Origin of the sequence: Kitasatospora sp. NPDC059160 (genome assembly GCF_042755465.1) — a bacterium.
Taxonomy (GTDB): domain Bacteria; phylum Actinomycetota; class Actinomycetes; order Streptomycetales; family Streptomycetaceae; genus Kitasatospora.
Genome location: NZ_JBHZCN010000044.1, coordinates 1 through 25,194, shown reverse-complemented (window position 1 = coordinate 25,194; position 25,194 = coordinate 1). Strand labels below are relative to the sequence as shown.

Here is a 25,194-nt window from a genome sequence, read left to right as displayed (position 1 = left end):
GTCCCTTTCGGATGGATTGAACCGGAAGGCCCTCGCTGTGATGCATCTCACGTCAGCGGGGCGCGGTGCAGGTGAACAGGTAATTCCGGGGCGTTGACCAGCTAGAGGCGGCTGCAGGAAGAACCGAGTCGGAGCCGGCGGGTCGCGGGAAGGCTATTGCGTCGTTCGCACCCGTGGCAATACGGTTCCGGCGGCTCGGACCGACCGTCCAGGGTTCGGTCCCGATCAAGGTGACATTACGTCAGAGAGCTTTGTCCAGTGGGGGGTTAGCAGTGCAATCAAGGCTGCACGGGTTCGGTTCAAGCGTGGCCGGACGCGGCCGGCGACATCGCGCGGTGACGGTATCCGCGGTCGTCGCCGTGATGTCCCTCCTGGCTCCGACGGTATCCGCCGAGGTGGTCGGGGGTTACCACTACGCCTATGACGAAAAGGCCTGGCCGACCGGGCCGTTACCGTCCTTGCCGAGAGTCGACGGCCACCCCGCCAAGGGCGGGGGAAAGATCGAGGCCAGGCCCCAGGCCGGTTCCCGCGAACTGTCGGAACACCACGCGAAACCCGTCCAATGGCCCGCCGAGAGCACTGTCACGGTCAACCTCGGCAATTCTGCCGGGAGGCCCCGGACGACCTCGGCCGAAGCTGTGGCTGCCGACGCCCCGGTACGAGCCGGCAGCACGCCGGTGCTGCTCGCAGCGCCGGGCTCGGCCCGCCCCGGCGCGAGCACGAAGAACTCGGCAGCGGCCGACACGCCGACCGAAACACCGTCCACGGTCCAGGTCAAGGTCGCGGACCGCGGCAAGGCCCAAGCCGCCGGGGTCGACGGCCTCCTCGTCGGCCTCACCCGCGCGGACACCGGGAAGGCCGGGGCGGGCAGCGTCTCGGTGAGCCTGGACTACAACGCCATCGCCCCCGCGTACGGCGGAGCCTGGGCGTCCCGGCTGCGCCTGGTCGCCATGCCCGCCTGTGCGCTGACGACCCCCGAGGTCGAGGCCTGCCGCAGCCAGACCCCGTTGGAGCACCACAACGACCCCGCTGCCGGACTGCTGACCGGCACCGTCACCCTGACAGCCTCCGGCACACCCGCCCACGCGGCCGACTCCGCCGCCGCCGACCGGGAATCCGCAGCGGTGGCACCCGCCGCGCTCGCGATCGCCGCTGTCGGCGGCGAGAGCGGCGGTTCGCAGGGCTCCTACGCGGCCACCTCGCTGTCCGCCTCCGGTAGCTGGTCCCAGACCGCTGCTGGGGCGTTCACCTACAACTACCCGGTGGCAACGCCGCCGTCACTGACGGGATCGGCGCCCTCGGTCGCACTGTCCTACAACTCGCAGGCCATCGACGGCGAGACCTCGGCCCGCAACTCCCAGGCCTCCTGGGTCGGCGACGGATGGTCGTACAGCCCCGGCTTCATCGAACGCTCCTACAAAACCTGCAAGGACACGGGCATCCCCGGGTCGGCGGACCGGTGCTGGGCGGGGTGGAACGCCACCCTCTCGCTCGGCTCCCACTCGGGTGAACTGGTCCAGGACGCGAACGGCGTCTACCACCTCCAGAGCGACGACGGCACCAAGGTCGAGCGTTTGACGGGCGCGGCCAACGGCCTGTGGCAGGGCGAGTACTTCAAGGTCACCACGACCGACGGCACCGCCTACTACCTGGGCCTGAACCACGCGCCCGGGACGACCTCCGACCAGGCCACCAACAGCGCGTGGGGCATCCCCGTCTACCACCCGAACAGCGGTGACCCGTGTTACTCCGCGGCAGGCGGGAAGTCGTCACAGTGCGACAGCCCGCTCGGCTACCGCTTCTCCCTCGACTTCGTGGTCGATCCGCACGGCGGCCTCCAGCGGTACGACTGGGCGACCGAGACCAACTACTACAGCATGGGCGCCGGCCAGGCCGCGGCCGCCGGCGGGAGCGGCAAGCTGACCCCGTACGTCCGGGGCGGCTACCTGACCAAGATCTCCTACGGCTACAAGCTCGACGACGCCGTCGCGGGCCGCGAACCCTCCGCCCGCGTCACCTTCGACACCGCCCAGCGCTGCGTCGTCTCCGACAGCGTCTGCCAGGCGTCCAACCTCTCCTCCGCCACGGCGACCAACTGGCCGGACGTCCCGTACGACCTGACCTGCCAGGCGGGTTGGCCCACCAGCGGAACCGGCCCCAACGTCTGCCGGGCCAGCGCAGCCACCTTCTGGTCGACCGTGCGGCTGCGCGGCATCCTCACCGAGCTCCGGACCACCAACGGCTGGAACGGCGTCGACCGGTACGACCTCAAGCACCTCTTCTCGGACGCGGGCGGCACCCTCGACCCGGTGACCGGCAACACCGTCGACCCGAAGAACGCGGGCGCGCTTCAGTCCGTGATGTGGCTGTCGGAGATCCGGCACACCGGTCTGGACAAGTCGGCCGGTGAGAGCTCGACCGCCGCACTGGACCCGATGACGTTCAAGGGCATCGAGGTCGACAACCGCGTCGACGGCTCTACCCCCGCCGCACCACCGCTCTACCGGCCACGGATCTCCGGCATCCAGACGGAAACCGGCTCGTTCATCGCCGTCGCCTACCGGGACCCGGAGTGCTCGCGCGTGAAGGGGACGATGCCCTCCTCACCCGACAGCAACACGATGGCCTGCTACCCGGTGTGGTGGACCACCCCGGGCGCGGCGAAGCCGATCGCGGACTGGTTCCACAAGACCCTGGTCGCCAAGGTGACCGTCTCCGACTCCACCAAGGCCGCCTCACCTGCACAGACCACCGCGTACACCTACAGCGACGGCGCCGCCTGGCACCGGGACGACTCCGAGCTCACCGACGACCAGTACCGCACCTGGAACGACTTCCGCGGCTACCGCACCGTCACCACCACCTCCGGCTCCGCCCCGTACCCCGTCGGACAGGCGACCGTCCGCTACTTCCAGGGCATGGACGGCGACTACAAGGCCGACCGGACACCGCACAGCGCGCCGAAGCTGACGAACTCCCTGGGTGAACAGGTCCCGGACAGCCCGTGGCTGGCCGGCATGCCACAGGAGACCACCGTCTACACGGCCGCCGGCGGCGCCGTCGTCTCCAAGTCCCTGTCGGACGTGCCCGACCTCAAGGACACGGCATCCCGGCCGCGAACCGCCTGGACCTCCCAGACCGACGGGACCCCGAAGCTCTCCACCCTGCCACCTCTGGCGGCACGCAGGACCGCTGTCGCGGGCGGTCGCAAACTCGACCTCCTCTCCGACGGCAAGACCTGGCGCACCAGCCGGACCAGCACCCAGTACGACGAACTCAGCCGCCCCTACCAGACGAACAACGACCCGGACAGCGCGAACCCGGCACTCCGGACCTGCACCACCGTCAGCTACGCCGCACCTCCCGCCGCCAACCCGATGATGCTCGCCTACCCGAGCGAGAACCTCACGCTCTCGGGCCCCTGCGGCACCAAGGCAGGCCCGGACACCACCGTCAGGGACCGCCGCCTCATCTACGACGGCTCCTCCGACCAGGCCAACCCCGGTGCCGTCGGCCTGCTCGGGCAGAACGGATCCGGAAACGGGTACGTCACGGCGACGCAGGTCCTGAAGACGTACGACGGGCAGGGCCAGCCGGTCTACCAGACGGCGAACGCCCAGAGCTTCGACACCTACGGCCGCGTCACCCGGAGCGTCGATCCCACGGGCAACGTCCAGTCGACCGCCTACACCCCGGCCGGGGACACCCTCCCCACCGAGATGTCGACCACGAACCCCCTGCAATGGACCTCGAAGAGCACCATCGCGCCCGCCCGCGGCCTGGTCACCCGCGCCGTCGACGCGAACGGCCGGATCACCGACTCCACCTACGACGCCCTCGGACGGCGGACCAAGGTCTGGCTCCCCGGACGGAACAAGGACGACGGCAAGGCACCCGACCGAACGTTCGCCTACCTGGTCCACGGTTCGGGGGACACCCCTGACCCGTCGAGCGTGAGCACCCAGACGCTCCGCGAGAACGAGACCTACAGCACCTCGGTCACCATCTACGACGGCTTCCTCCAACCACGCCAGACCCAGACCTCCACGGCCAACAACACCGACGGCCGACTGGTCACGTCGACCAGGTACGACACCCACGGCCAGCCCGTCATCGGCATCCCGACCTGGTCGGACCCGACGACCGCCCCAGGCACAACCCTGTTCGACGAGGTCGAGAACAGCCTCGCCTCGGAGCAGGTGACCGTCTACGACGGGCTGAGCCGACCGGTGGCGCAGCAGATGCTGGCCAAGGGCGCTCTGCTCTGGCAGTCGACCCGCTCCTACCCCGGCGCCGACCGGGTCGACACCACCCCGCCCTCGGGCACCGCCCCGACGACGGCGTTCACCAACGCGCTGGGCCAGCTCACCTCGTCCGTGATGCACGGCGGCTCCGGAATCGGCGACGTCACGACCACCTACGGCTACGACCGCGGCGGCCGCCGCCAGTCCGTCACGGACACGGCAGGCAATACCTGGTCCTACTCGTACGACATCCAGGGCAAGCTCGTCTCCCAGACCGACCCCGACAGCGGCACCTCCACGACCGGTTACGACGACCTCGGACGCGTCACGACGACGACGGACGCCCGCAGCCGATCGGTCTCGCTCACCTACGACGCCATCGGCCGTGTGACGGGCCGCTACGACGGGACCAGCACCTCCGACAGCACCAAGCTGCTGGCCTCCTTCCAGTACGACACCCTCGCGAAGGGCTACCCGACCTCCGTCACCCGCTACGTCGGCGGTGCGCAGGGCAGCGCCTACGTCCAGAAGGTCAACGGCTACAACACCGCCTACCAGGCCACAGGCACCACCACCACGATCCCGGCCGCCGAGGGCAAGCTCGCCGGCGACTACACCACCTCCAAGATCTACTCCAACAACGTCGGCCTGCTCGCCTCCATCGGCTACAACGCCGAGGGCGGACTGCCCTCCGAGACCCTCGGCTTCGGCTACGACCTCCAGGGCGAGCTCATCCAGGCAGGCACGGCCGACACGCCCCTGCTGGACATGGCCAACTACAACGCGCGTGGTCAGCTCCTCCAGTCCACCTACGGCAAGGCCGGCGGCCTGCTGCGCACCGCGCAGACCTACGACGACGCGACGGGGCGGCTGACGACCAACCGGGTCAGCCTCCAGGGAAACGACACCAACCCCGTCTCGGGCACCACCTACGGCTACGACCAGGCCGGCAACATCACCAGCGTCGCCGAACTCCAGTCCTCCGGAGGCACGGACCAGACCTTCGACGTCCAGTGCTTCCGCTACGACGGGCTGGACCGCCTGGCCGAGGCCTGGACCGACACCTCCGGCGTCAGCACCCCGACGGCCGGTCAGATCTCCCACTGCAACAACCCCGACCCCGCACCGATCGCCATCGGCGGCCCGGCACCGTACTGGCAGAGCTTCCAGTACAACCTGCTCGGCGACCGGACGCAGCAGATCAAGCACGACGTCACAGGAGACACCTCCCGCGACCTCGTCCAGACCAGTACCTATCAGGGCGTGGGTGGCAAGCCCGCGACCGGGCCCAACAGCCTCACCGCCGTCACCACCACGACCGGGCCCGCCACCTCCACGCTCACCTCCTCGGTCGGCACCGGCGGGACGCCGAACTGCCTGGACGTCAGCGGCGCCCGCACGGCCAACGGCACCGCGATCCAGTCCTGGACGTGCAACGGCAACGGCGCCCAGAAGTGGACCCGCAACGCCGACGGCACCCTGCGCGCCCTCGGCAAGTGCGCGGCCGCGACCGGCACGTGGCCCGGCGCCCCGATCCAGCTCTGGACCTGCGACGGCAGCGCCGCCCAACAGTGGCAGGACGGTGCCAACGGCGCCCTGGTCAACACCGCCTCGAGCCTTTGCCTCGACCTGCCGGGCGCCAACGCGAAGCCGGGCACCGCGGTCGCGCTGTGGACCTGCAACGGCACCGGCGCCCAGCAGTGGCTCGCCACCGCCAACCCGCCGAGCGGCCCCGCGGCCACGGCGACGCTGACACCTCAGTACGACGCGGCCGGCGACACCACCTCCCGCTCCACCACCACGACCAGCACCCTGCCCTCCGGCGTGCCGACCGGCGCCACCCCGCTCTGCCTGGACGCCTCCGGTGCCCACAACGCCAACGGCACCGCCGTCTGGAGCTGGACCTGCAACCGCAGCACGGCGCAGGACTGGACCATCGGTACCGACGGCACCCTGCGCGTCCTCGGCGCCTGCGCCCGCCCCGTCGGCGGCACCGCCGGCTCCGGCACCCAGATCGAACTGTGGGCCTGCGACCCGAACGACAGCAGTCAGCAGTGGCGTACCGGAACCGACGGCTCCCTCGTCCACAAGACGTCCGGCCTGTGCGTGGACCTGCCCGGAGGCAACACCGACCCGGGCACCCGCGTCGCACTGTGGACCTGCAACCGTGGCCCCAACCAGAAGTGGGGTCCGGGCGGCACCCAGCCCACCGCTGGCGGCACACAGGCCTTCACCTACAACGCCGAGGGCCGCACCGAGAGCGTCACGACCCCGAACGGGGCCGGCACCAGTACCTCCCGGTACCTGTACGACGCCGGCGGCAAGCTGTTGATCCAACGCGGCTCCGACGGCACCGTCCTCTACCTGTTCGGCGGTGCCGAACAGCTCACCCTCTCGGCCGACGGCGCCAACGTGACGGGCACGCGGTACTACTCACAACCCGACGGCACGGTCGTCGTCCGCTCCGGCAGCGGCGGCCTGACCTACCAGCCCACGAACCCCCAGGGCACCTCCAGCCTCCAGATCGACGGCACCACCCGCGCCGTCACCCGCCGTGCCTTCGACCCCTACGGCAACCCCCGTGGCACCGCCCCCACTTCATGGGCCGACAACCACGGCTACCTCGGCAAGCCCGTCGACACCGGCAGCGGCCTCAACCTGCTCGGCGCCCGCAACTACGACCCCGCCATCGGCCGCTTCCTCACCGTCGACCCCGTCTTCGAGGCGGGCGACCCCAACCAGATGGGCGGCTACACCTATGCCGGCGACAACCCCACCACACTGAGCGATCCAACCGGCCTGTGGGACTGCGGCTGGTGCTCGGCGACGGGGCACTTCATCGCGGGTGCGGTCGACAGCGGGGTGGGGTGGCTGGCCAAAAACAGTCCGTACGTGGCCATGAACAACTTCGGTGTCGAGGTCGACAAGGCGATCAGCCGCGACGTCGGTGCCCGGGTGTCGGTCACCGGCGACCTGCACTACATCGAGCCCAGCGAACACCCCATGGCGGACATCTTCGGGATCCCCCACAACGACACCGCGTACGTTGCCGGCGAGGTCACCGAAACGGTGATCGAGGTCGCGGCCGACGGCTTCGGTCTCGTCAAGGCAGCGTTCAAGGGTGCCAGGCTTCTGGCCGAGGCCGCCTCCGAGTCCGGCGGCATCCGCAACGCCCTGCGGCGCCTCTTCGGAGACGGCCCCAAGCCGAAGGGCGGTGGCGGTGGGGGTTCTGCAGAGCGCCCCGCAGAACCGCACATCCACAGCGGTGGACCGACCGACCCCGCAGCCCCGGTCACCCCGACGGCCAAACCCACTGCCCCAGCCGAACCGATGTCACCTGCCCGCACCAACTGCAGCTTCACACCGGACACACCGGTCCTGATGGGCGACGGCACCACCAAGGCGATCGGTGACATCAAGGTCGGCGATCTCGTCCAGTCCGCGGACCAGGAAAGCGCGACCGACCAGGGTGCCCGTGCGGTCACCGCGACTCTCGTCCACACCGACAACGACCTGATCGACCTGACAGTCCAGACCGAAGCCGGCACCGAGAGCACGGTCCACACCACGGCCGAGCACCCCTTCTGGGACGACACCACCCACACCTGGGTACCCGCGGGCCACCTCTCGGAGGGCCACGCCCTCAAGACCGTCACCGGCCGGCCCGTACGCATCGCGGCCGTCCGCTCCGCGGCCGGCACCAAACAGATGTACAACCTGACCGTCGCTCAGCTCCACACGTACTATGTTGTGGCAGGCGTCACGCCGATTCTGGTCCATAACAAATGCGATACAGGGTCGACGCCCAACGCCACGTTCCATTGGGATGCTAAGAGTCAGCACGCCTCAATTACTGTGAGGTCTGAGACTCGCACGGTCACGACTGATGCATTTCCCGATTATGTGGAGCCGCCATGGGGTGGTCTTGAAAGTCTGAACCTTCCTCGCATAGTCCCGCCCCCTGCGGAAGGGGTGTTCGCGCTAGATTTCATGCTTCCGAATCCTGAGGGGGCACTCGCTTATATCGATGGATTGTTTGAAAAGCAAAGCTATATGTTCGGCGAGTGGGACAAGGAGAGTAATAGCTGTATCACATACTGCTCTGATATCCTTAGGGCGGGTGGTCTGGATGCTTTCTTGCCAGGTGAGGCAGGGACATCCCTGCTCCGCGGCCACATCCCGTCCGAGTTGTACGGTAGGCGAGAGGAGTAGTAGGCGTGCGTGAGTTTGTGAATCCATATCAGATATTTATTGATGTACTGGCCCATCGGCATGCAGGTGCGCATCGGCGCGCCCTTACTGGAGGTTTGATCGCCACTTTTTCGGAGTTGAACCACCTCCTGGCGTGTACCAAGGGGAGGATGGCGGGCGAAGTGTGGTCGGACTGTTCCGCTGAACTTGAGGGTTGCATGCGTCTCTATAGAACCGCGTGGCAGCGGTTTGCCGCTGAGATCGGTGATGGCGCTCCGGGTGATGGGAGTTCCTGGCCGTCTCCGTCGCTAGGTCCAGAGACAACACAGGCATTCCAGGCTGCTGCAGACAGGCTTCGAATGGCGCTCGACGTCATGAGGCGAGAAGCTCGCCTGATCGGCTGTGAGAGCTGGGTTCGCTGAACCGGCTGACCTTCCCCCGCAGTGAGGGGTATTTCGACAGTGCGCAGCGGTCGGGCCGAGTAATTCCTGGGCGGGAGGGGGACCATCCATGACGAGTTATCCGGATTTCGGCACGATAATGGCCCGGCTGCTGAGCCATCGTGGGGTAGACGCCGATTGGCTGTCCACAGAGTCCGGCGTTCCGGCGCCCGAGCTCCGTGGAGTGCTTGCGGGCGCGGCACCGTTGCCCGCACACCTGGAGGCACTCGCGCCTGCGCTCGGACTCCACGTGGCCGACCTCTACGTGATCGCGGCTCTCCCGGTGCCGCAGGCCCTGACTCCTCGGGAGGCGGCCCCTGGGCCGCGGCTCGCGGACCTCGTCCAGTACGCGCTCGCGCTGCCGCCGGACCAGCGGGACCGCGTGCACCGCCTGGTCGACCAACTGCGTCAGGAGTCCCCCGAAGGTCCGCTCGACCCACCACGGATGGCGGACCAGCGGGAGGGGGGCTTCGGAGCCGCACTCGTCAACCTCCTGTTCGGCAACCGGAACTTGAGGTCCCTGCGCGCTGCGGCCAAGCTGCTGTTCCTGCTCACCAATGGCCACCTGTGCCTGGCCGAGACCACGATCGCGGCCCTGGCTCGGGGCGGCGTTCCCCTGACCCCGGACATGGTCGCCGGCTTCGCGCGCGCCCTCGGCCTCTCCGAGGGCGACCTGGCCGCCGTTGTGGGGGTTGGACTCCCTGAACCACGTTGGCCCGATGACCCGTTGGCAGCTGAGATGGCAGGGCTGTTGTGGAACTGCCGCCTGCTGGCCTCGGCCCAGGTCGACCAGGTGTACGCGGCGACGCGTTCGATGCTCGTACCGATGCCTGCCGGTGCCTCCGACGAAGACTGGAACAGCGTCTACTACCAGGACGGTACCTGGTGGGGTGCTCCGAAGCAGTAGTCGCGCAGGAGGCCTGAATTCGGAGGTCGGTACAGCTCGAATTTCCCGGCCATGCCGTCAACAGCCTTTCGCTCGATGACTCCCTGGCACCGCACCGTAGGCCCAAATCCGTTGGAAAGCTCGCCAGTTGACCCAGCCGGGTGGCGACCGTTCGAGTCGCGGAGCCGACCTCCGGCTCAGCCGGCGGCGCGGTTCGCGGTGGCGCGCAGGTACCCGAGCAGGGCGAGGGCCTGGGCGCTGGAACTGCCGGGCTCCGCCTGGTAGACGACCAGTTGCTGGCCGGGGGCGTCGCGCACGTCGAAGGCCTGGTAGGTGAGGGTCAGCGGGCCGACGTCCGGGTGGAGGAAGTGCTTGGCCTCCTGGGTCTTTCCGCGTACGGCGTGGGCGTTCCACAGCCGGGTGAAGTCGGTGCTGTGGTCGGTGAGGGTGCGGACGAGCGCGCGCAGCCGGGGGCTGTCCGGGTCGAGCCCGGCGGCCTGCCGCAGATGGCCCACGACGGCTTGGGCCGTGTGGCCCCACCGTTCGTGGAACTGTCGGCCCGCCGGGTCGAGGAAGGCCATCCGGGCGAGGTTGTCCATCCGCTCGAAGGGCGAGTGCAGGGCCTCGGCCAGGGCATTGGCCGCCAGGACGTCCAGGGTCCGGTTGATGACGAAGGCCGGGGCGGCGGGGTAGCCGTCCAGCAGCTGGCGCAGGGCGGGGCCGACCAGGTCGGTGGTGTGGGCGAACCGGCTGCCCGGCACCGTCCCCGCCAGCTGGTGCAGGTGCGCGTGCCCGTCCGGGTCGAGCCGCAGGGCGCGGCCGAGCGCGTCGAGGACCTGGGCCGACGGGTGGCGTTCCCGCCCCTGTTCCAGGCGGGTGTAGTAGTCCGCGTTCACCCCGGCCAGGACGGCGACCTCCTCCCGGCGCAGTCCGGCGACCCTGCGCACCCCGTGGCTCGCCACGCCGGCGTCCTGCGGCCGCAGGGCCGCGCGGCGTGCGCGTAGGAACTCTCCCAGGTGGTTGTCGGTCACGCCCTCACCCTAGGTGGCGCCGCCCGGGCCCTGCCTGGGTGTACCGCACCCAGGCAGGACACGTCCTGGTCGGTCGCCCGCGCCCCGCCCAGACTCGGTCCGGCGGAACGGATCCGCATCCGTCGACGAACCCCGTGCTCCACCAGGAGGAGAAGCAGGCATGACGCAGACATCCAAGGTCGTACTGGTCACCGGGGCGAGCAGCGGCATCGGGGAGGCCACCGCCCGCCGGCTCGCCGCCGACGGCCACCGGCTGTTCCTCGGGGCCCGGCGCACCGACCGCCTCGACGCGCTCACCGGCGAGCTGACCGCCGCGGGCGCCACCGCGGCGTTCCGGCGCCTCGACGTCACGGACGCCGCCGACGTCCGGGCCTTCGTGGCCGCCGCCGGTGAGCGCTACGGCCGGGTCGACGTCCTGGTCAACAACGCCGGCGTGATGCCGCTGTCGCCCCTGGAGGCGCTGAGGACGGACGAGTGGGACCGCATGATCGACGTGAACGTGAGGGGAGTCCTGCACGGCATCGCCGCCGCGCTGCCCGTGATGCGGGCCCAGGGCGGCGGGCACGTCGTGAACATCGCGTCCGTCGGCGCGTACGAGGTCTCGCCCACCGCCGCCGTCTACTGCGCCACCAAGTTCGCTGTCCGAGCGATCTCCGAAGGGCTGCGCCAGGAGTCGGCCGGCGACATCCGGGTCACCCTCGTCTCTCCCGGCGTGACCGAGTCCGAACTCGCCGACGGCATCGCGGACCCCGCCGCGCGGGAGGCCATGAAGGCGTACCGCGCCGTGGCCATTCCCGCCTCCGCGGTGGCGGGGGCCATCGCCTATGCGGTGTCCCAGCCCCGGGAGGTCGACGTCAACGAGCTGGTGGTCCGCCCCGCGGCGAGCGCCCAGTGACCAGTCCGCGTCGGTGGGCGGGGCGACGCGGACCGACCGGTGCAGGCAGTCCTGTGCGGGTCCGGTCCCCTCACTCGATCTGACGAACCGCGCGCTGCGGTCCACCGAGTCGTCCGCGGCTGGCTGGATACTCCGGGATCACGTGTGTGCACCGGCCGTGGCGGGGCGCGGGCGCACGCCTCCCAACTGCGGAAGGACACCGGATCATGCAGTCGATTCCCGGCCCCGGCGGCCCCGGCGGCGACCAGGGCGCGGTCGGCGGGCCGACCGGCACGACCACGGTCATGCCGGCCCGCCCCCACGTGCCGTCCCCGGACGGGCCCAGGGCCGGCGGGTACACCTGGCCCGGGCTGGACGAGGAGTTCACCCGGGAGGTCGTCGCGATCGCGCGGACGGCCGAGGGGCGCGAGCTCGCCGAGTCGCAGGTCTTCGAGATCGTCCGGGCGCAGCCGCAGCCGCAGGGGCTGCCGCTGCGGGTGCGCCCGCAGCTGCGCGGCGAGCTGGACGCGTTCGTCGCCTCGTACCACCGGGTGATCGAGACGCTGGTGGCGGCCTGGGACCACGACCGCGACCTGCGCGAGGTGCTGACGCTTCCCCAGGTGCTGCGCGAGCACGTGGACGCCGCCCGCGACACCCGGGTGCACCTGCTGCGGATCGACCTGCTGCCCCAGGCCGACGGCACGCTGCGGGTGCTGGAGACCAACGCCAACTGCCCCGGGGGCCTGCCCGGGGCCGGCCGGGGCCGGGCGGCCTGGCGGTCGCTGCTGGCCCGGCACGGCGTCGACGTGCCGGGCCCGCTGCCGGCCGACGACCCGCTCTGGCCGGGGAGTTGGCTGCTGCGCCTGGCGGAGCAGCACACCGGGACCCGTCCGGAGACGGTGGCCCTGCTCTGCCCGGACGGCAGCTACCGCGCCGACACCCGTGACTACGACACCGCCCTGACGGCCCTGGGCGTCCGGGTCCTGCACGCGGACCCGCGCGAGATCTCGCTCGACGGGCGCGGGGGCGTCGTCGTACGCGGGGAGGCGGTGCGGCACGCGTTCGCCAAGGTCGGCATCCAGGACCTGCTGCGGATGGGCGACGGCGCGGCGTCCTACCTGGAGGCCGTGCGCGAGGGCCGGCTGTTCGTGCAGAACGGGCTGCGCGGACGCCTGATCGGCGACAACAAGCTGTGCCTCGCCGTGCTCTCCGACCCGCGCTTCGCCCACCTCTTCGACGCCGCCGACTACCGCCGGGTCCGTCCGGCGATCCCGTGGTCGCGCAACCTCGCGCACTGCGACGCGGCGACGCTGCACGCCGTCGTCCGCGACCGCGACCGCTACGTCCTCAAGCGCCCGCTGGACACCCGCGGCAACGGTGTGGTGATCGGCCGGGAGGCCGCCGACGCACCGGCCTGGGAGGCCGCCGTCGACCTCGCGGGCGCCGAGGGCTGGCTCGTCCAGGAGTACGTGACCAGTCCCCACCTCCTCGGGGTCGTGGACGGGCCGGCCCCCCGCCACGACGTGGCCCTGGGCGCCGTCGACGGCCGGCTGGTCTCGGCCTTCTCCCGCGCCGGTTACGGGGAGCGCCACAACGTCGCGGGCTCCGGACGGCCGCACCCGCTGTACCTGTGAGCCGGCCGGTCGAGGTGGTCCCGCCCCCGGGGCCGGCCGCTCCCGCCCGGCCCCGGTCCCGGCCGCGGCCGGGACCGCTGGTCAGCGTCTGGCGGCAGCGGAACTTCCAGGTCCTGTGGGCGGCGCACACCGTCAGCGAGTTCGGGACGCGGATCACGTTCTTCGTCATCCCCGTGCTCGCCCTGACGACCCTGTCCGCCTCGACCGGCCAGCTGGGACTCGTCTCGGCGATGGAGTCCCTGCCGTTCCTCCTGGTCGGCCTGCCGGCGGGCGCGCTGCTCGACCGGTGGGACCGCCGGCGGGTGATGGTCGTGGCGGACGTCGGCCGGGCCGTGACCATCGCCCTGCTGCCGGCGGCCCACCTCGCCGGGGTGCTGAGCGTGCCGCTGCTCTGCGCGGTCGGGTTCGCCATCGGGCTGTGCACGGTCTTCTTCGACATCGCCGACCAGGCGTTCCTGCCGACGGTCGTGGCGCGGGAGCAGACCCCGGACGGCAACAGCCGGCTGGAGTTCTCCCGCTCGACGGCGGAGCTGGCGGGCCCCAGCATCGGCGGCCTGCTGCTGCAGACCGTCGCCGCGCCCCTGGTCCTGGCCGTCAACTCGGTGAGCTACCTGGTGTCCGCGCTGCTCCTCTGCCTCATCCGGACGCCCCGGGTGCCGGTGCCGCGGACGAGGGAGCGGATGCGCACCCGGATCGCCGAGGGGCTGCGGTTCGTCTTCGGCCACCGGACCCTGCGCTCGCTGACCCTGGCCACGGGCATCAGCAACCTCGTCGGCCTGAGCGGCGCGCTGGGCGCCGTCCTGACCGCGTACGCGCTGCGCGACCTGCGGCTCTCGCCGGGGGAGCTCGGGCTGGCCCTGAGCATGGGCAACTGCGGTGCGCTGCTGGGGGCCACGCTCAGCGGCCGGGTCATCCGGCGCGTGGGCCTCGGCCCCGTCCTGGTCGCGGCCAAGTCCATGTCGGGGATCGCCGTGCTGGTGCTCGCGACCGCGGCGCCGGCCCGTGCCGTGCCGACCCTGGGCGTCGCGACCGGCATCATGGCCTGCGGCATCACCGTCTACAACATCGGCCAGGTGAGCCTGCGCCAGGCCATCACCCCCACCGGCCTGCAAGGCCGGATGAACGCCTCCGTGCGGTTCGCCATCTGGGGCACCCGCCCGCTCGGGGCACTGGCCGGCGGCTACCTCGGCTCGGTCCTCGGCACCCGCCCCACGCTGTGGACGATCGCCGGGATCGGCCTGCTCTCCTGCCTGCCCCTGATCGCGACCGCGGACCTCCGGACGCTGCGGGCCTTCCCGTCCCGGCCGGCCGACTGAACGCGGGACGGACCCTAGCCCTCGGACTTCCCGGCCAGGCCGGTGATCGTCGCGGTGAGGATGCGGGCGAGCCGGGGTTCGACCTCGACGACGGCGTGGGCGAGGCGGGGGTCGCTGCGGTAGAGGGCGGCGACCTCGGGGCCCGGGTTGGCGATCTGCCACATGGCGCCGGCGAGGGAGACGGCGGTGGCGAACAGGTCGGTGACGTCCTGGTCGTCGAGAGTGGGGAGTTGTTCCCGTAGCGCGGCGGTGACGGGTTCGCGGGCGGCGACCGTGGCGAGCTTGAACTCGCGGACCGCGTCGACGGAGACGTGGCGTTCGAGGTTGAGCGGTGCGTGGGCGAGCAGGTCGCAGAAGCTCCCGCGCTCGGCGAGGGTGGCGGCGAAGGCCCGGGCGACGGTCGCCGGGCTCGGGTCCCCGGTCTCCCGCAGCCGCGCGGTGAGGGCCTGCGACCACTCGGCCCAGCCCTCGGCGGTGAGGCGCAGGAAGATCTCCTCGCGCGTCTCGAAGTACCGCAGCAGGGCCGACTTGTGCATGCCGACGGCGGAGGCGATGTCGGTCAGGGTGATCTCCCTGACGCCGCGCTCGCGGCCGAGTGCCGCGGCCGCTTCCAGGATCGCGGCTTCGCGTCGGCGCTTGGCCTCGGGCGAGCGTGCGCGCTGGAACTCCGGTGTGTCTGCCATCCACCCATGGTAGAGCAACGGTGTTGCCGTATTACCGCAACGGCGTTGCACTATTAGCGCAACGGTGTTCTACTAATGGCACGGCACGACACGGCACGACACGGCACGCCGGAGAACGCGGAGGAGAGTCATGGAGAGCATGAAGAGCGCGGAGAGCATGGAGAACGCGGAGAGCGCACGCCGCCCCGAGGCGCGGGTCTGGTTCGTCACCGGCAGCTCGCGCGGCTTCGGCCGGAGCCTGGTGCGCGCGGCACTGGAGGCCGGTGACCTGGTGGTCGCGACGGCCCGGCGGCCGGAGCAGCTGGCCGACCTCGTCGAGGAGTTCGGCGAGCGCGTCCGCCCGGTGGCGCTCGACGTCACCGATCCGGCGGCGGCCCGGGCGGCCGTCGCCCAGGCGCGGGAGGCCTTCGGCCGGATCGACGTGCTGGTCAACAACGCCGGGTACGCCAACGTCTCGCCGATCGAGACCACCGAGGACGCCGACTTCCGGGCCCAGTTCGAGACGAACTTCTGGGGCGTCTACCACGTCACCAAGGCTGCGATCCCGCTGCTGCGCGAGCAGAAGGGGGGCCTGGTGATGCAGTTCTCCTCGGTGGGCGGGCGGGTCGGCGGTTCGCCGGGCATCGCCTCGTACCAGGCGGCGAAGTTCGCCATCGACGGGTTCAGCCGGGTTCTGCGGGCCGAGCTCGCGCCGTTCGGCGTGAAGGTGCTGGTGGTCGAGCCGAGCGGCTTCCGTACCGACTGGGCGGGGGCGTCGATGGTGGTGCACGAGGTCCCGGAGGCCTATGCGGGAACGGTCGGCGCGGTCAACGAGCGGCTGCGCAAGGGTGTGGACGGCGCTGCCGGTGACCCGGACCGGGCTGCCGAGATCCTGGTGCGGATGGCCGGGCGCCGCGATGTCCCGGACCACCTGCCGCTGGGGGTCAACGCGGCCGAGGGTTCGATCGCGCAGGACCGCCGGCTGCTGGAGGAGGACAGCCGGTGGCGCGAGGTCTCCCGCTCGGCCGACTTCACCGAGCCCTACCCGGTGGCCTTCCCCGCGGACTCGGAGGGGTGAGCGGGGCCGGGGTCAGGGGGCGAGTGGGTCCGGCCCGGGGACGGGCGCCCGGGTCCGGCACCCGTCCCCGACGTTCGGCGGGTCAGCAGTTGTCGAGGATGCCGGTGAGCGCGGTCTTCTCGGTGCTGTCCACGCCGAGCCCGTAGTACTGCTTCACCTGCACCCAGGCGCGGGCGTAGGTGCAGCGGTAGGAGGCCTGGGGGAGCCACTCGGCCGGGTCGCGGTCGCCCTTGGAGCGGTTGCTGCTCGCGGAGACCAGGACCAGCTGGGGGCGGGTGACGTCGTTGGCGAAGGCCTGGCGCTGGGCGGTGGTCCAGGCCCAGGCGCCGGAGGCCCAGGCCTCGGAGAGCGGCACCAGGTGGTCCACGTCGAAGGTGGACGGGTTGGTGGTGGTGGCGCCGTCGTACGGCGAGGTCCAACTGCCGCTGGTGGCCTTGCAGGAGGTGTCGGTGGTGACGTCGGTGCCGTCCCGCTTGACGATCCACTTGCGGGTGTCGCAGCTGCCGCTGATCTTGATCCAGGTGGGGAAGAGGGTTCTGTCGTAGCTGTCCGCGTGGGTCTCGGGGGTCGCGGTCATCCCGTCGAGGTAGAGCCGGGCGGTGGCGGCGGAGATCGGGGTCGGCAGTGCGGCCTGGGCCGGGCTGCCGCCGGCGACCACGGTCGCGGCGACGAGGGCGGCGGCGGCCGGCAGGCAGGACAGGAACCGGCGTATGGATCCGGTGAGGGCCATGGCGAACGCTCCATCAGAAGATCGGATTGACTGATGAGTTGCGTGCGCCAGTGTGTCGGCTTCGCGGCTACGCGGGTAGACCCCGGGAGTGAAATCCTCGTGGACATCGGACGGGTACGGACAAGTCCGGCACTCCCGGGGGCCGTTCGCACCCGGCCCGGACGCGACGAGGGCCCGGGACGCGGCTGTGCGTCCCGGGCCCTCGGCCGTTCGTCGTGCCGACCTCGCCGACCTCGCCGACCTCGTCGAGGTCGTCGAGGTCGGCGGTCAGTTCACCTGTTCCTGCCGCGCCTGTTCCTGGTCCTGCTGCTCCTGGCGGTGGCGACGGCCGGCCAGCCAGACGTAGACCAGGATGCCGGCGAACAGGAACAACACGCCCTGGTAGACGGCGGCGTAGCCGGCCCCGGCCAGCAGCCAGATCGAGAAGGCGAAGGCACCGAGGCCGAGCACCGCGTCGCGGACCAGGCGGGTGCCGTCGACCTTGTCGGTGGCGCCGCGGACCAGCCAGTACAACTGGGCGGCGGTGGACAGCAGGTAGGGCACGACGGCGGTGAACGTGGTGATCAGGACGAGCACGTCGAAGGCGCCCTTGGCGCCGCTGGCGAAGTTGACGACGGTCAGCACCGAGGCGAGCGCCACGCTGACCAGCACGCCGAAGGTCGGCACGCCGCGCTTCTCCTTGCCGAAGGCGGCCGGGAAGAGCCCGTCCCCGGCGGCCGCGTACGGCGCCTGGGCGGCCAGCAGGGTCCAGCCGTTGAGCGCGCCGGTCATCGAGACCAGCGCGGCGACCGCGATCGCCGCGCCGCCCCAGGTGCCGCCGAACATGGCGTTCACGGCGTCCGAGAACGGCGCGCTGGAGTCGACCAGTTGCTGGTGCGCGACGGTGCCGAACACCGCGAGGGTGCCCAGCAGGTAGACCACCGCGGCGCCGCTGGTGCCGAGCACGCTGGCCCGGCCGACGTTGCGCTCCGGGTCGCGGACCTGGCCGGCGCTCATCGCGGCCGACTCGACGCCGACGTAGCTGAACATCAGGATCGCCGCGGCGGCCGTCATGCCGCCCATCCAGCCCTGGCCGCTGGCCTCGAAGGGGCCGACGTTCTTCGGGTCGAAGAAGAACAGTCCGCCCACCGAGATCAGCAGCAGCGGAATGAACTTGAGCACGGTGGACACGAGTTGGACCGCCCCGACGTACCGGGTGCCGGCCAGGTTGGCCAGTGCGGGCAGCCACTGCAGGACCAGTGCGGCGGTGATCTCCAGCGCGACGTCGTGGTGCATCGGCAGCAGCACGTCCAGGTAGCCGACGGCCGCCACGGCGAGCGCGGCGTTGCTGACCACGGCGGTGATCCAGTACGACCACGCCGACAGGAAGCCGGCGAAGTCGCCGAAGGCCTCGCGGGCGTAGACGTACGGCCCGCCGGTGCGCGGGTTGCGGCGGGCCAGCTGCCCGAAGACCAGCGCCAGCGCGATCGAGCCCACGGTGATGACGGCGAAGGCGAGCAGGCTGACCGTCCCGAAGGGCGCCACGGCGGCCGGGATCATGAAGATGCCGCCGCCGATGATGTTGCCCATCACCAGGGCGGTGGCGACGGGCAGCCCGAAGCGGCCGCTCTTCGCCGGAGCCGGAGCCGGAGCCGGACCAGGAGCCGGAGCCTGGTCCGGGGTCTCCGGGCTGCTCGGTCGGGTCGCGTGCGGGGTCGCGTGCGGGGTCGCCTGCGGGTTCGCCTGCCGGGTCGCGGCGGGGCTGGTCTGCATGAGGGTGGTGTGCCTTTCGTGGTCCTGCCTGCGCTCGGTGGAGCGACCGCTCATGCTCGGACCGGGCGGCACCTTGCACCAAATCGACGGTATTTGTTCATTTCGCCCGAGGGAACACCGCAAGACTTACGGTCGTACGCCTGTCGGACCGGCACTCGTCCGGTGCGCCCCGCGAGGGCGTTCGACCCGGAATGCGGATGTACGAGCACGTTCGTCCGGCCGGGGGAGATGTGTCACCCGAATGACTCAGCGCGGCCGCGACGCGCGCGCCGCCTGCGGGTTCGTGTGCCAACCTTGGCCCGGCGCTCCCCGGTGGAGCGCCGCCCGGCCTTTCGGACCGGCTCGAACTGGCCGTTCGGGGGCGCGGGTTGACGACCAGAGACCAACCAAGAGGACATCAGATGTCGCTTCGTGGGAACATCCGCAAGTTCGCCGTGATCACCGTGGTGACGGGTGCCGCGGCCCTTGCGGCGCCGGCGCCGGCGATGGCGGCCTGGCACGGGTCGCACGCGTCGACCGGGCAGAGCCTGGAGTCGGGCTCGGCGGGTGTCGGCCTGTTCGGCCCGCACGCCAGCTGGCTGAACGCTCACTCGCACACCGAGGACGACTGCATCGGCGACTGCTGATCCGGCTGATCCGCAGCTGAGCCCGGGGACCGCCCGTAGCGGTCCCCGGGCTCACGGCCGTCCGTCCGCCTACGTCTCCGTCTTCGCATCCGCCCCGGGACGCCGGGACAGCCGCCCCGGCCACCACATGTGCCGGTCCAGGTCCATGGTCAGCGCGGTGACCAGCACCGAGCGCACCACCAGGGTGTCCAGCAGCACCCCCAGCGCCACCGCGAACCCGATCTCGGCCAGCCCCACCACCGGCAGCGTCCCCAGCACCGCGAAGGTGCTGGCCAGGATCAGCCCTGCCGAGGTGATCACCCCGCCGGTCGCGGACAGCCCGATCAGCGCGCCCCGCCGGGTGCCGTGGTGGGCGGACTCCTCCCGTACCCGGGTCATCAGGAAGATGTTGTAGTCGATCCCGAGTGCCACCAGGAAGACGAAGACGAACAGCGGGAACGCGTTGTCCTCGCCCTGGAAGTGGAAGACGTGGGCGAAGAACAGCGAGCTGATCCCGAGCGCCGCCGCGTACGAGAGCACCACGGTCGCGATCAGCACCAGCGGCGCGGTGACGGCCCGCAGCAGTACGGCCAGGATCAGCAGCACCACTCCGAGCACCAGCGGGATGATCGCCCGGTTGTCGTCCCCGGCGGCCCGCCCGGCGTCCAGGACGACGGCGGTGTTCCCGCCGACCTTGGCGTCCGCCCCCGGTACGGCGTGCACGGCGGTGCGCACCCGGTCGACGGTGTCCTTGGCGGCCTGGCTGTCCGGGGGGTCGGTCAGGGTGGCCTGGAACAGCGCCCGCCCGTCCCGCACCACCGGCGGCGAGGTGGCCGCGATCCCGGCGGTGGACTGCGCGGCGGCCCGTACGGCCGGGGCGCCGGCCGCGGCGGAGACCACGGTGAGCGGTGCGCCCGTCCCGCCCGGGAAGTGCTGCTCCAGCACCTGCTGGCCGACCACCGAGTCCGGCTTGCCGGTGAAGGAGGCGGCCGTGCTGAGCCCGTTGGCGTTCAGCGAGACCAGCCCCACGCAGCAGGCCGCGAGCGCCAGCGCCGTCCCGACCCACACCTTGCGCGGGCGCCGTCCGATCCAGGCGCCGACGTGCGCCCAGCGGCCGGTCCGGGTCGGCTCCGGGGTGCCGTAGTCCGGTCTGACCGGCCAGAACACCCAGCGGCCGACGAGCACCAGCAGCGCGGGCAGCAGCGTCAGCATCGCGGCCAGGGCCACCACGACACCGATCGCCAGCACCGGGCCGAGGCCGCGGGTGGAGTTCATCCGGGCGATCAGCAGGCACAGCATCGAGGCGACCACGGTGGCCGAGGAGGCCAGCACGGCGGGCCCGGCCCGGTGCAGGGCGTACGCCATCGCCTCGTGCCGGTCCTCGTGCCGGCGCAGCTCCTCCCGGTAGCGGGCGGTGAGCAGCAGGGCGTAGTCGGTGCCCGCGCCCAGCACCAGGACGATCAGGATCCCGGCGCTCTGCGCGTTGACGGTCAGCCCGGCGTGCTTCGCCAGCAGGTAGATGAAGGCCTGGGAGACGGTCAGCGCACCGGCGGCGGAGAGCAGCGGCAGCAGCCACAGCACCGGGCTGCGGTAGGTGAGCAGCAGCAGGACGATCACCACGCCGACGGTGGCGGCGAGCAGCGAGCCGTCGATGCCCGCGAAGGCCTTGGCCTGGTCGGCGGCGATCCCGCCGGGGCCGGTGACGTGGGTGGTCATGCCGTGGCTGTCGGCGGTCGCGGTCTGCCGCAGGGTGTCCACGGCGGGCTTGAGGTCGTTCCAGCCGTTGGTGCCGACGTCGATCGGCACGACGGTCTGCATCGCCTGCCCGTCGGCGGACAGCACCGGGCCGATGACCGGCCCGACCACGTGCGGGACGGCGGCGAACCCGACGGCCTGCCGGGCGGCCTCGGCCCGGTCGGCGGGGGTGATGCCGGTGGTCCGCTGGTAGACGACGACGGCCTGGGCGGTGTCCACCGGCTGGAAGGCCCGCTGCTCGTTCAGCACCTGGGTGGACTCGGCGTTGCCCGGCAGCCAGCTGGACGCCTGGTTGTCCTCGGCGCCCATCAGCTTCCCGGCCAGCGGGCCCAGCGCGATCAGCAGCACCAGCCACAGGGCCAGCACCACCCACTTGCCCCGGCGCCCGCAGGGCAGCGCGGCCAGTTTCCGAGTCGTGGACATGCATCCACCCCCAGGTGGCAGTGACTCGTTCCAGCCTGCCACCGCACCGCCCGACCGGCAGCTCCGGGCGTCCGGCAGCTCCGGGCGTCCGGCGGTTCCGCGCGTCCGGCGGTTCCGCGCGTCCGCTAGGACACCGGCACGGCCGCCCGCTCGCGCAGCTCCCGCAGCACCGCGATGTCCATCGCGTGCCCGGTGCCGTCCCCGCCGTGCTTGCGGTCCGGGGTCTCCACCAGCAGCGGCACCCCGGCCGTCTCCGGGTGCTCGAACAGCTCGCGGAACGGCTCCGCGCCGATCATCCCGGCGCCGATGTTGGCGTGCCGGTCCTTGCGGGCACCGACCACGTCCTCCGAGTCGTTGGCGTGGATCAGCCGCAGCCGGCCCGGACCGGCGGCCGAGGCCAGGGCGTCCAGCGCGGCCGTCACCCCGCCGGGGGCGGCCAGGTCGTGCCCGGCGGCGAAGGCGTGGCAGGTGTCCAGGCAGACGCCGACCTTGGGGTGCCCGTCCAGCGCCTCCACGTACTCGGCCAGCTGCTCCAGCCGCGAGCAGAGCGAGCTGCCCTGGCCGGCGGTGGGCTCCAGCAGCAGCCAGGGCGCGTCGTCGCCGAGCGCGTCCAGCTCGTCCAGCAGCGGCCGGACGTCGGCGCGCACCTGCGCCATCGCCTCGGCCCGGCGCGAACCGCCGCCGGGCGCGGTGCCGACCGCCGAGCCGGTGTGCAGTACGACGCCGAGCGCGCCGATCGCGTGGCCGCGGTGCAGCGAGTGCCGCAGCGAGTCGGCCGAGCGCTCCCGGGTGGCCGGGTTGTCCGAGCCGAAGTTGATCAGGTACGGCGCGTGCACCCAGGCCGGGATGCCCTGCTCGGCACAGGTCGTACGGAACTCCTCGTCCTGGGCCGGGTTGCCCGCGGGCGTGGCCCAGCCGCGCGGATTGGCCACGAACACCTGCACCGTCTCGGCACCGACCCGGTTCGCGTACGCCAGGCCCGTCCCGGCCAGGCCCCGGCCGGCCACCGGGACGTGGGCGCCGATCGGGTTCCGGCGGGCGGCGGGGGTCGGTCCGGTCGCGGTGCTCATGCCCCGAGGATGTCACGGGCCCGGCCGGCGACGGCGCGCGGGCCCGTCCCCGCGCCGGGTGCGCACGCCACGCCGGGGCGCGCCCGGCGGGAACCGCCGGACCCGTCCCCATGGCCGACGGCCCGTCAGTCCGGCAGCCCAGCCCTGGTGGCGGGCCCCCGGGGGCGACCGTACCGTCGACTCGGCCGTACTCACCGAACGTCACCACCCGCACACGCCGGGTCGGAGCGTCCCCTCCGCCCTCCCGCAGCCGACCAGCGCGCCCACCGCCCCACCGCGCGCGCCGAAAGACAGGTCACCACTCATGCCCACGCGCCGGGTCCACCACCTCGCCGCGGCCACCGCCGCCGCCACCGCCCTGACCACCGTTCTCGCCACCCTGGCCGCCGCCCCCGCGGCCCACGCCGCCGAAGGCACCCTGCACCTCGTCCAGCCCGGCGAATCGATCCAGCAGGCCGTCGACGCCGCCGCCCCGGGCGACACGGTCCAGGTCCTGCCCGGCAGCTACCGCGGCAGCGTCCGCATCGCCACCCCCGGTCTCACCCTGCGCGGCGCCGGAGCGGCCACCGAGATCACCCCCGGGGACGGCACCGAGAACGCCTGCGCCACCGCCGGGCACGGCGTCTGCGTGGTCGGCACCGAGCAGGCCCCGCTGCGCGGGGTCACCGTCGAGGCCCTCGCCGTCACCGGCTTCCGCAAGAACGGCATCGACGCCAGCGGCACCACCGGCCTGACCGTCCGCGCCACCTACGTCCACGACAACGCCCAGCAGGGCATCAGCCAGGAGATCTCGACCAAGGCCGCGATCGTGGGCAACCGCTCGGTCGACAACGGCCAGTCCGGCGTCTTCCTCGCCAACTACGCCTACCGCGAGGGCGGCGCGCCCGACACCGGGGGCACCCTCGTCGAGGGCAACGTGCTCACCGGGAACCGGGTCGGCGTCACCGTGCGCCGGCTGCGCGTGCTCACCGTCCAGGGCAACGAGATCAGCGGCAACTGCAGCGGTGTCTTCGTGGTCGGCGACGAGGGCGTGCCCCGCGCCGGGGACCTCGACGTCCGGCGCAACCGGGTGGTTGCCAACAACAAGTTCTGCCCGGCCAATCCGCGCCTCGGCGCCATCCAGGGCGCGGGCATCGTGCTCACCGGCACCGAGGACACCCGGGTCACCGACAACGAGGTCCGCGACAACGTCGGATCCACCGACTTCTCCGGCGGCATCGTCCTGTTCAAGAGCGTCGTCGGCATCCCCAACACCCGGGCGACCATCGCCGACAACCGCCTCAGCGGCAACCGCCCGGCCGACCTCGCCGACCGCGACACCGGCACCGACAACTCCTTCGTCCGCAACACCTGCGCGGTCTCCGAGCCGTCCGGCCTTTGCTGACACCCCCGTTGACGTCCCCGACCGACAAGGACCACACCATGACCACCGCCCCCGTCAACCCCACCCCCCAGCCGGCGATGCGCCTGCGCGAACTCGTCTTCGGCGCCGCCTGCGCCGCCGCCGTCCGCGCCGCCGCCCGGCTCGGTGTCGCCGACGTGCTCGGCGACACCCCGACCACCGCCACCGAGCTCGCCGCGCAGCTCGACACCGAACCCCGCCAGCTGCGCCGCCTGCTGCGCGCGCTCACCTGCTACGGGATCTTCGCGGAGACCGGCGGCGACCGCTTCGAACACACCGAGATGTCCCGCCTGCTGCGCGACGACGCCCCCAACTCCCTCCGCCACATCGCCCTCTGGTGCACCGAGCCGTGGACCTGGGAGGCCTGGCCGAAGCTCGACGAGGCGGTGCGCTCCGGCCGCAACGTCTTCCCCGACCTGTTCGGCAAGGAGTTCTTCGACTACCTGCACAGCGACGCCGGCGACTCGGCGAAGGTCTTCGACAAGGCGATGACCACCTCCAGCCGGCAGTCCGCCCGGGACTTCGCCGAGTACCTGGACCTCACCGGCATCGACTCGGTCGCCGACATCGGCGGCGGCCAGGGCCACGTCCTCGCCAGCCTGCTGGAGAAGCACCCGGCCCTCCACGGCACCCTGCTCGACCTGCCCAAGGTGGTCGCCGGCGCCGACCCCCGCCTCCAGGACGGCGGCGCCTTCTCGGCCCGCGCCCGCCTCGTCCCCGGCGACTGCCGGGTGGAGATCCCGGTGCGCGCCGACCTCTACATCATCAAGAACATCCTGGAGTGGGACGACGACAGCACCCGCCGCACCCTCGCCAACGTGGTCGCCGTGGCCCGCCCCGGCGCCCGGGTCGTGGTGGTCGAGAACCTCGTCGACAACAGCCCCTCGATGCGCTTCACCACCGCGATGGACCTGATGCTGATGCTCAACGTCGGCGGCGCCAAGCACTCCGAGGAGAGCATGGTCCACCTCATGCAGGAGGCCGGCCTCGACGTCGCCGCCGTCCGCCCCGTCAACCCCTACCTCCACGCCTTCGAGTCCACCGTCCGCGGCTGACCCCCCTCCAGGAACGCCCGACGGCCGCTGCTCCCCGACCAGGGGG

Annotated in this window: 15 protein-coding genes; 9 read left to right on the top strand and 6 right to left on the bottom strand. The window is 71.8% G+C overall.

Features of this window, described 5'->3' with window-relative positions; genetic code table 11:
- Positions 1-638: 638 nt before the first annotated feature.
- Together ACFXOZ_RS20325 and ACFXOZ_RS20320 are read left to right on the top strand one after the other, a co-directional pair.
- A complete protein-coding gene (locus tag ACFXOZ_RS20325; protein WP_380591798.1) occupies positions 639-8,456 on the top strand; it encodes a ricin-type beta-trefoil lectin domain protein in 7,818 nt (2,605 codons plus the stop codon).
- 489 nt (positions 8,457-8,945) lie between these two features.
- Positions 8,946-9,782: a hypothetical protein gene (locus ACFXOZ_RS20320; protein ID WP_380591796.1), complete on the top strand. Its 837-nt coding sequence runs from the start codon at positions 8,946-8,948 to the stop codon at positions 9,780-9,782.
- 176 nt (positions 9,783-9,958) lie between these two features.
- Here ACFXOZ_RS20320 and ACFXOZ_RS20315 read toward each other — a convergent pair whose 3' ends face one another.
- Positions 9,959-10,792: a helix-turn-helix transcriptional regulator gene (locus ACFXOZ_RS20315; RefSeq protein WP_380591794.1), complete on the bottom strand. Its 834-nt coding sequence runs from the start codon at positions 10,790-10,792 to the stop codon at positions 9,959-9,961.
- Between the two features lie 160 nt (positions 10,793-10,952).
- Between ACFXOZ_RS20315 and ACFXOZ_RS20310 the strand changes: the two genes are divergently transcribed.
- The 3 genes from ACFXOZ_RS20310 (at position 10,953) to ACFXOZ_RS20300 (ending at position 14,616) form a co-directional block, all read left to right on the top strand.
- On the top strand, positions 10,953-11,687 hold the full coding sequence (locus ACFXOZ_RS20310; RefSeq protein ID WP_380526768.1) for an SDR family oxidoreductase: 735 nt from the start codon (positions 10,953-10,955) through the stop codon (positions 11,685-11,687).
- 206 nt (positions 11,688-11,893) lie between these two features.
- Positions 11,894-13,300: a hypothetical protein gene (locus tag ACFXOZ_RS20305; protein ID WP_380591792.1), complete on the top strand. Its 1,407-nt coding sequence runs from the start codon at positions 11,894-11,896 to the stop codon at positions 13,298-13,300.
- Entirely contained in the window at positions 13,297-14,616 is a 1,320-nt protein-coding gene (locus ACFXOZ_RS20300) for an MFS transporter (RefSeq protein WP_380526766.1), read from the top strand. Before ACFXOZ_RS20305 ends, ACFXOZ_RS20300 begins: the two co-directional genes overlap by 4 nt.
- A gap of 14 nt (positions 14,617-14,630) precedes the next feature.
- Here ACFXOZ_RS20300 and ACFXOZ_RS20295 read toward each other — a convergent pair whose 3' ends face one another.
- A complete protein-coding gene (locus tag ACFXOZ_RS20295) occupies positions 14,631-15,299 on the bottom strand; it encodes a TetR family transcriptional regulator (protein ID WP_375885901.1) in 669 nt (222 codons plus the stop codon).
- Positions 15,300-15,438: 139 nt separating this feature from the next.
- Here ACFXOZ_RS20295 and ACFXOZ_RS20290 point away from each other — a divergent pair, with 139 nt between their 5' ends.
- Positions 15,439-16,356, top strand: a complete 918-nt coding sequence (locus tag ACFXOZ_RS20290) for an SDR family NAD(P)-dependent oxidoreductase (RefSeq protein WP_380526813.1) — start codon at positions 15,439-15,441, stop codon at positions 16,354-16,356.
- Positions 16,357-16,438: 82 nt separating this feature from the next.
- Here the strand turns inward: ACFXOZ_RS20290 and ACFXOZ_RS20285 are convergent, their stop codons facing one another.
- Together ACFXOZ_RS20285 and ACFXOZ_RS20280 are read right to left on the bottom strand one after the other, a co-directional pair.
- Positions 16,439-17,086 (bottom strand): HNH endonuclease family protein, encoded by a 648-nt coding sequence (locus ACFXOZ_RS20285; protein ID WP_380526764.1) that lies wholly within the window; start codon positions 17,084-17,086, stop codon positions 16,439-16,441.
- A gap of 267 nt (positions 17,087-17,353) precedes the next feature.
- Positions 17,354-18,838 carry an amino acid permease gene (locus ACFXOZ_RS20280; protein ID WP_380591848.1) on the bottom strand — a complete coding sequence of 495 codons (1,485 nt, stop codon included), beginning with the start codon at positions 18,836-18,838 and terminating at the stop codon, positions 17,354-17,356.
- Between the two features lie 401 nt (positions 18,839-19,239).
- Here ACFXOZ_RS20280 and ACFXOZ_RS20275 point away from each other — a divergent pair, with 401 nt between their 5' ends.
- Positions 19,240-19,464 (top strand): hypothetical protein, encoded by a 225-nt coding sequence (locus tag ACFXOZ_RS20275; RefSeq protein WP_375885909.1) that lies wholly within the window; start codon positions 19,240-19,242, stop codon positions 19,462-19,464.
- A 69-nt stretch (positions 19,465-19,533) separates the two neighbouring features.
- On the opposite strand, the gene ACFXOZ_RS20270 is transcribed toward ACFXOZ_RS20275, so the two are convergent.
- Positions 19,534-21,621, bottom strand: coding sequence for an MMPL family transporter (locus ACFXOZ_RS20270; RefSeq protein ID WP_380591790.1), 2,088 nt, complete (start codon positions 21,619-21,621; stop codon positions 19,534-19,536).
- 125 nt (positions 21,622-21,746) lie between these two features.
- Positions 21,747-22,691: a deoxyribonuclease IV gene (locus tag ACFXOZ_RS20265; protein WP_380591788.1), complete on the bottom strand. Its 945-nt coding sequence runs from the start codon at positions 22,689-22,691 to the stop codon at positions 21,747-21,749.
- A gap of 304 nt (positions 22,692-22,995) precedes the next feature.
- Between ACFXOZ_RS20265 and ACFXOZ_RS20260 the strand changes: the two genes are divergently transcribed.
- On the top strand, positions 22,996-24,075 hold the full coding sequence (locus ACFXOZ_RS20260) for a nitrous oxide reductase family maturation protein NosD (protein ID WP_380591787.1): 1,080 nt from the start codon (positions 22,996-22,998) through the stop codon (positions 24,073-24,075).
- Between the two features lie 38 nt (positions 24,076-24,113).
- Complete coding sequence (locus ACFXOZ_RS20255) at positions 24,114-25,148, top strand: methyltransferase (protein ID WP_375885920.1); 1,035 nt, start codon at positions 24,114-24,116, stop codon at positions 25,146-25,148.
- The last annotated feature ends 46 nt before the right edge of the window (positions 25,149-25,194 follow it).

Excerpts from the sequence above, each read along its gene's own strand:
- ACFXOZ_RS20320 (WP_380591796.1), top strand. The coding sequence starts at position 8,946 with ATGACGAGTTATCCGGATTTCGGCACGATAATGGCCCGGCTGCTGAGC.
- ACFXOZ_RS20305 (WP_380591792.1), top strand. The coding sequence starts at position 11,894 with ATGCAGTCGATTCCCGGCCCCGGCGGCCCCGGCGGCGACCAGGGCGCG.
- ACFXOZ_RS20260 (WP_380591787.1), top strand. The coding sequence starts at position 22,996 with ATGCCCACGCGCCGGGTCCACCACCTCGCCGCGGCCACCGCCGCCGCC.
- ACFXOZ_RS20270 (WP_380591790.1), bottom strand. The coding sequence starts at position 21,621 with ATGTCCACGACTCGGAAACTGGCCGCGCTGCCCTGCGGGCGCCGGGGC.
- ACFXOZ_RS20310 (WP_380526768.1), top strand. The coding sequence starts at position 10,953 with ATGACGCAGACATCCAAGGTCGTACTGGTCACCGGGGCGAGCAGCGGC.
- ACFXOZ_RS20295 (WP_375885901.1), bottom strand. The coding sequence starts at position 15,299 with ATGGCAGACACACCGGAGTTCCAGCGCGCACGCTCGCCCGAGGCCAAG.
- ACFXOZ_RS20265 (WP_380591788.1), bottom strand. The coding sequence starts at position 22,691 with ATGAGCACCGCGACCGGACCGACCCCCGCCGCCCGCCGGAACCCGATC.
- ACFXOZ_RS20280 (WP_380591848.1), bottom strand. The coding sequence starts at position 18,838 with ATGCAGACCAGCCCCGCCGCGACCCGGCAGGCGAACCCGCAGGCGACC.
- ACFXOZ_RS20290 (WP_380526813.1), top strand. The coding sequence starts at position 15,439 with ATGAAGAGCGCGGAGAGCATGGAGAACGCGGAGAGCGCACGCCGCCCC.
- ACFXOZ_RS20285 (WP_380526764.1), bottom strand. The coding sequence starts at position 17,086 with ATGGCCCTCACCGGATCCATACGCCGGTTCCTGTCCTGCCTGCCGGCC.
- ACFXOZ_RS20255 (WP_375885920.1), top strand. The coding sequence starts at position 24,114 with ATGACCACCGCCCCCGTCAACCCCACCCCCCAGCCGGCGATGCGCCTG.
- ACFXOZ_RS20275 (WP_375885909.1), top strand. The coding sequence starts at position 19,240 with ATGTCGCTTCGTGGGAACATCCGCAAGTTCGCCGTGATCACCGTGGTG.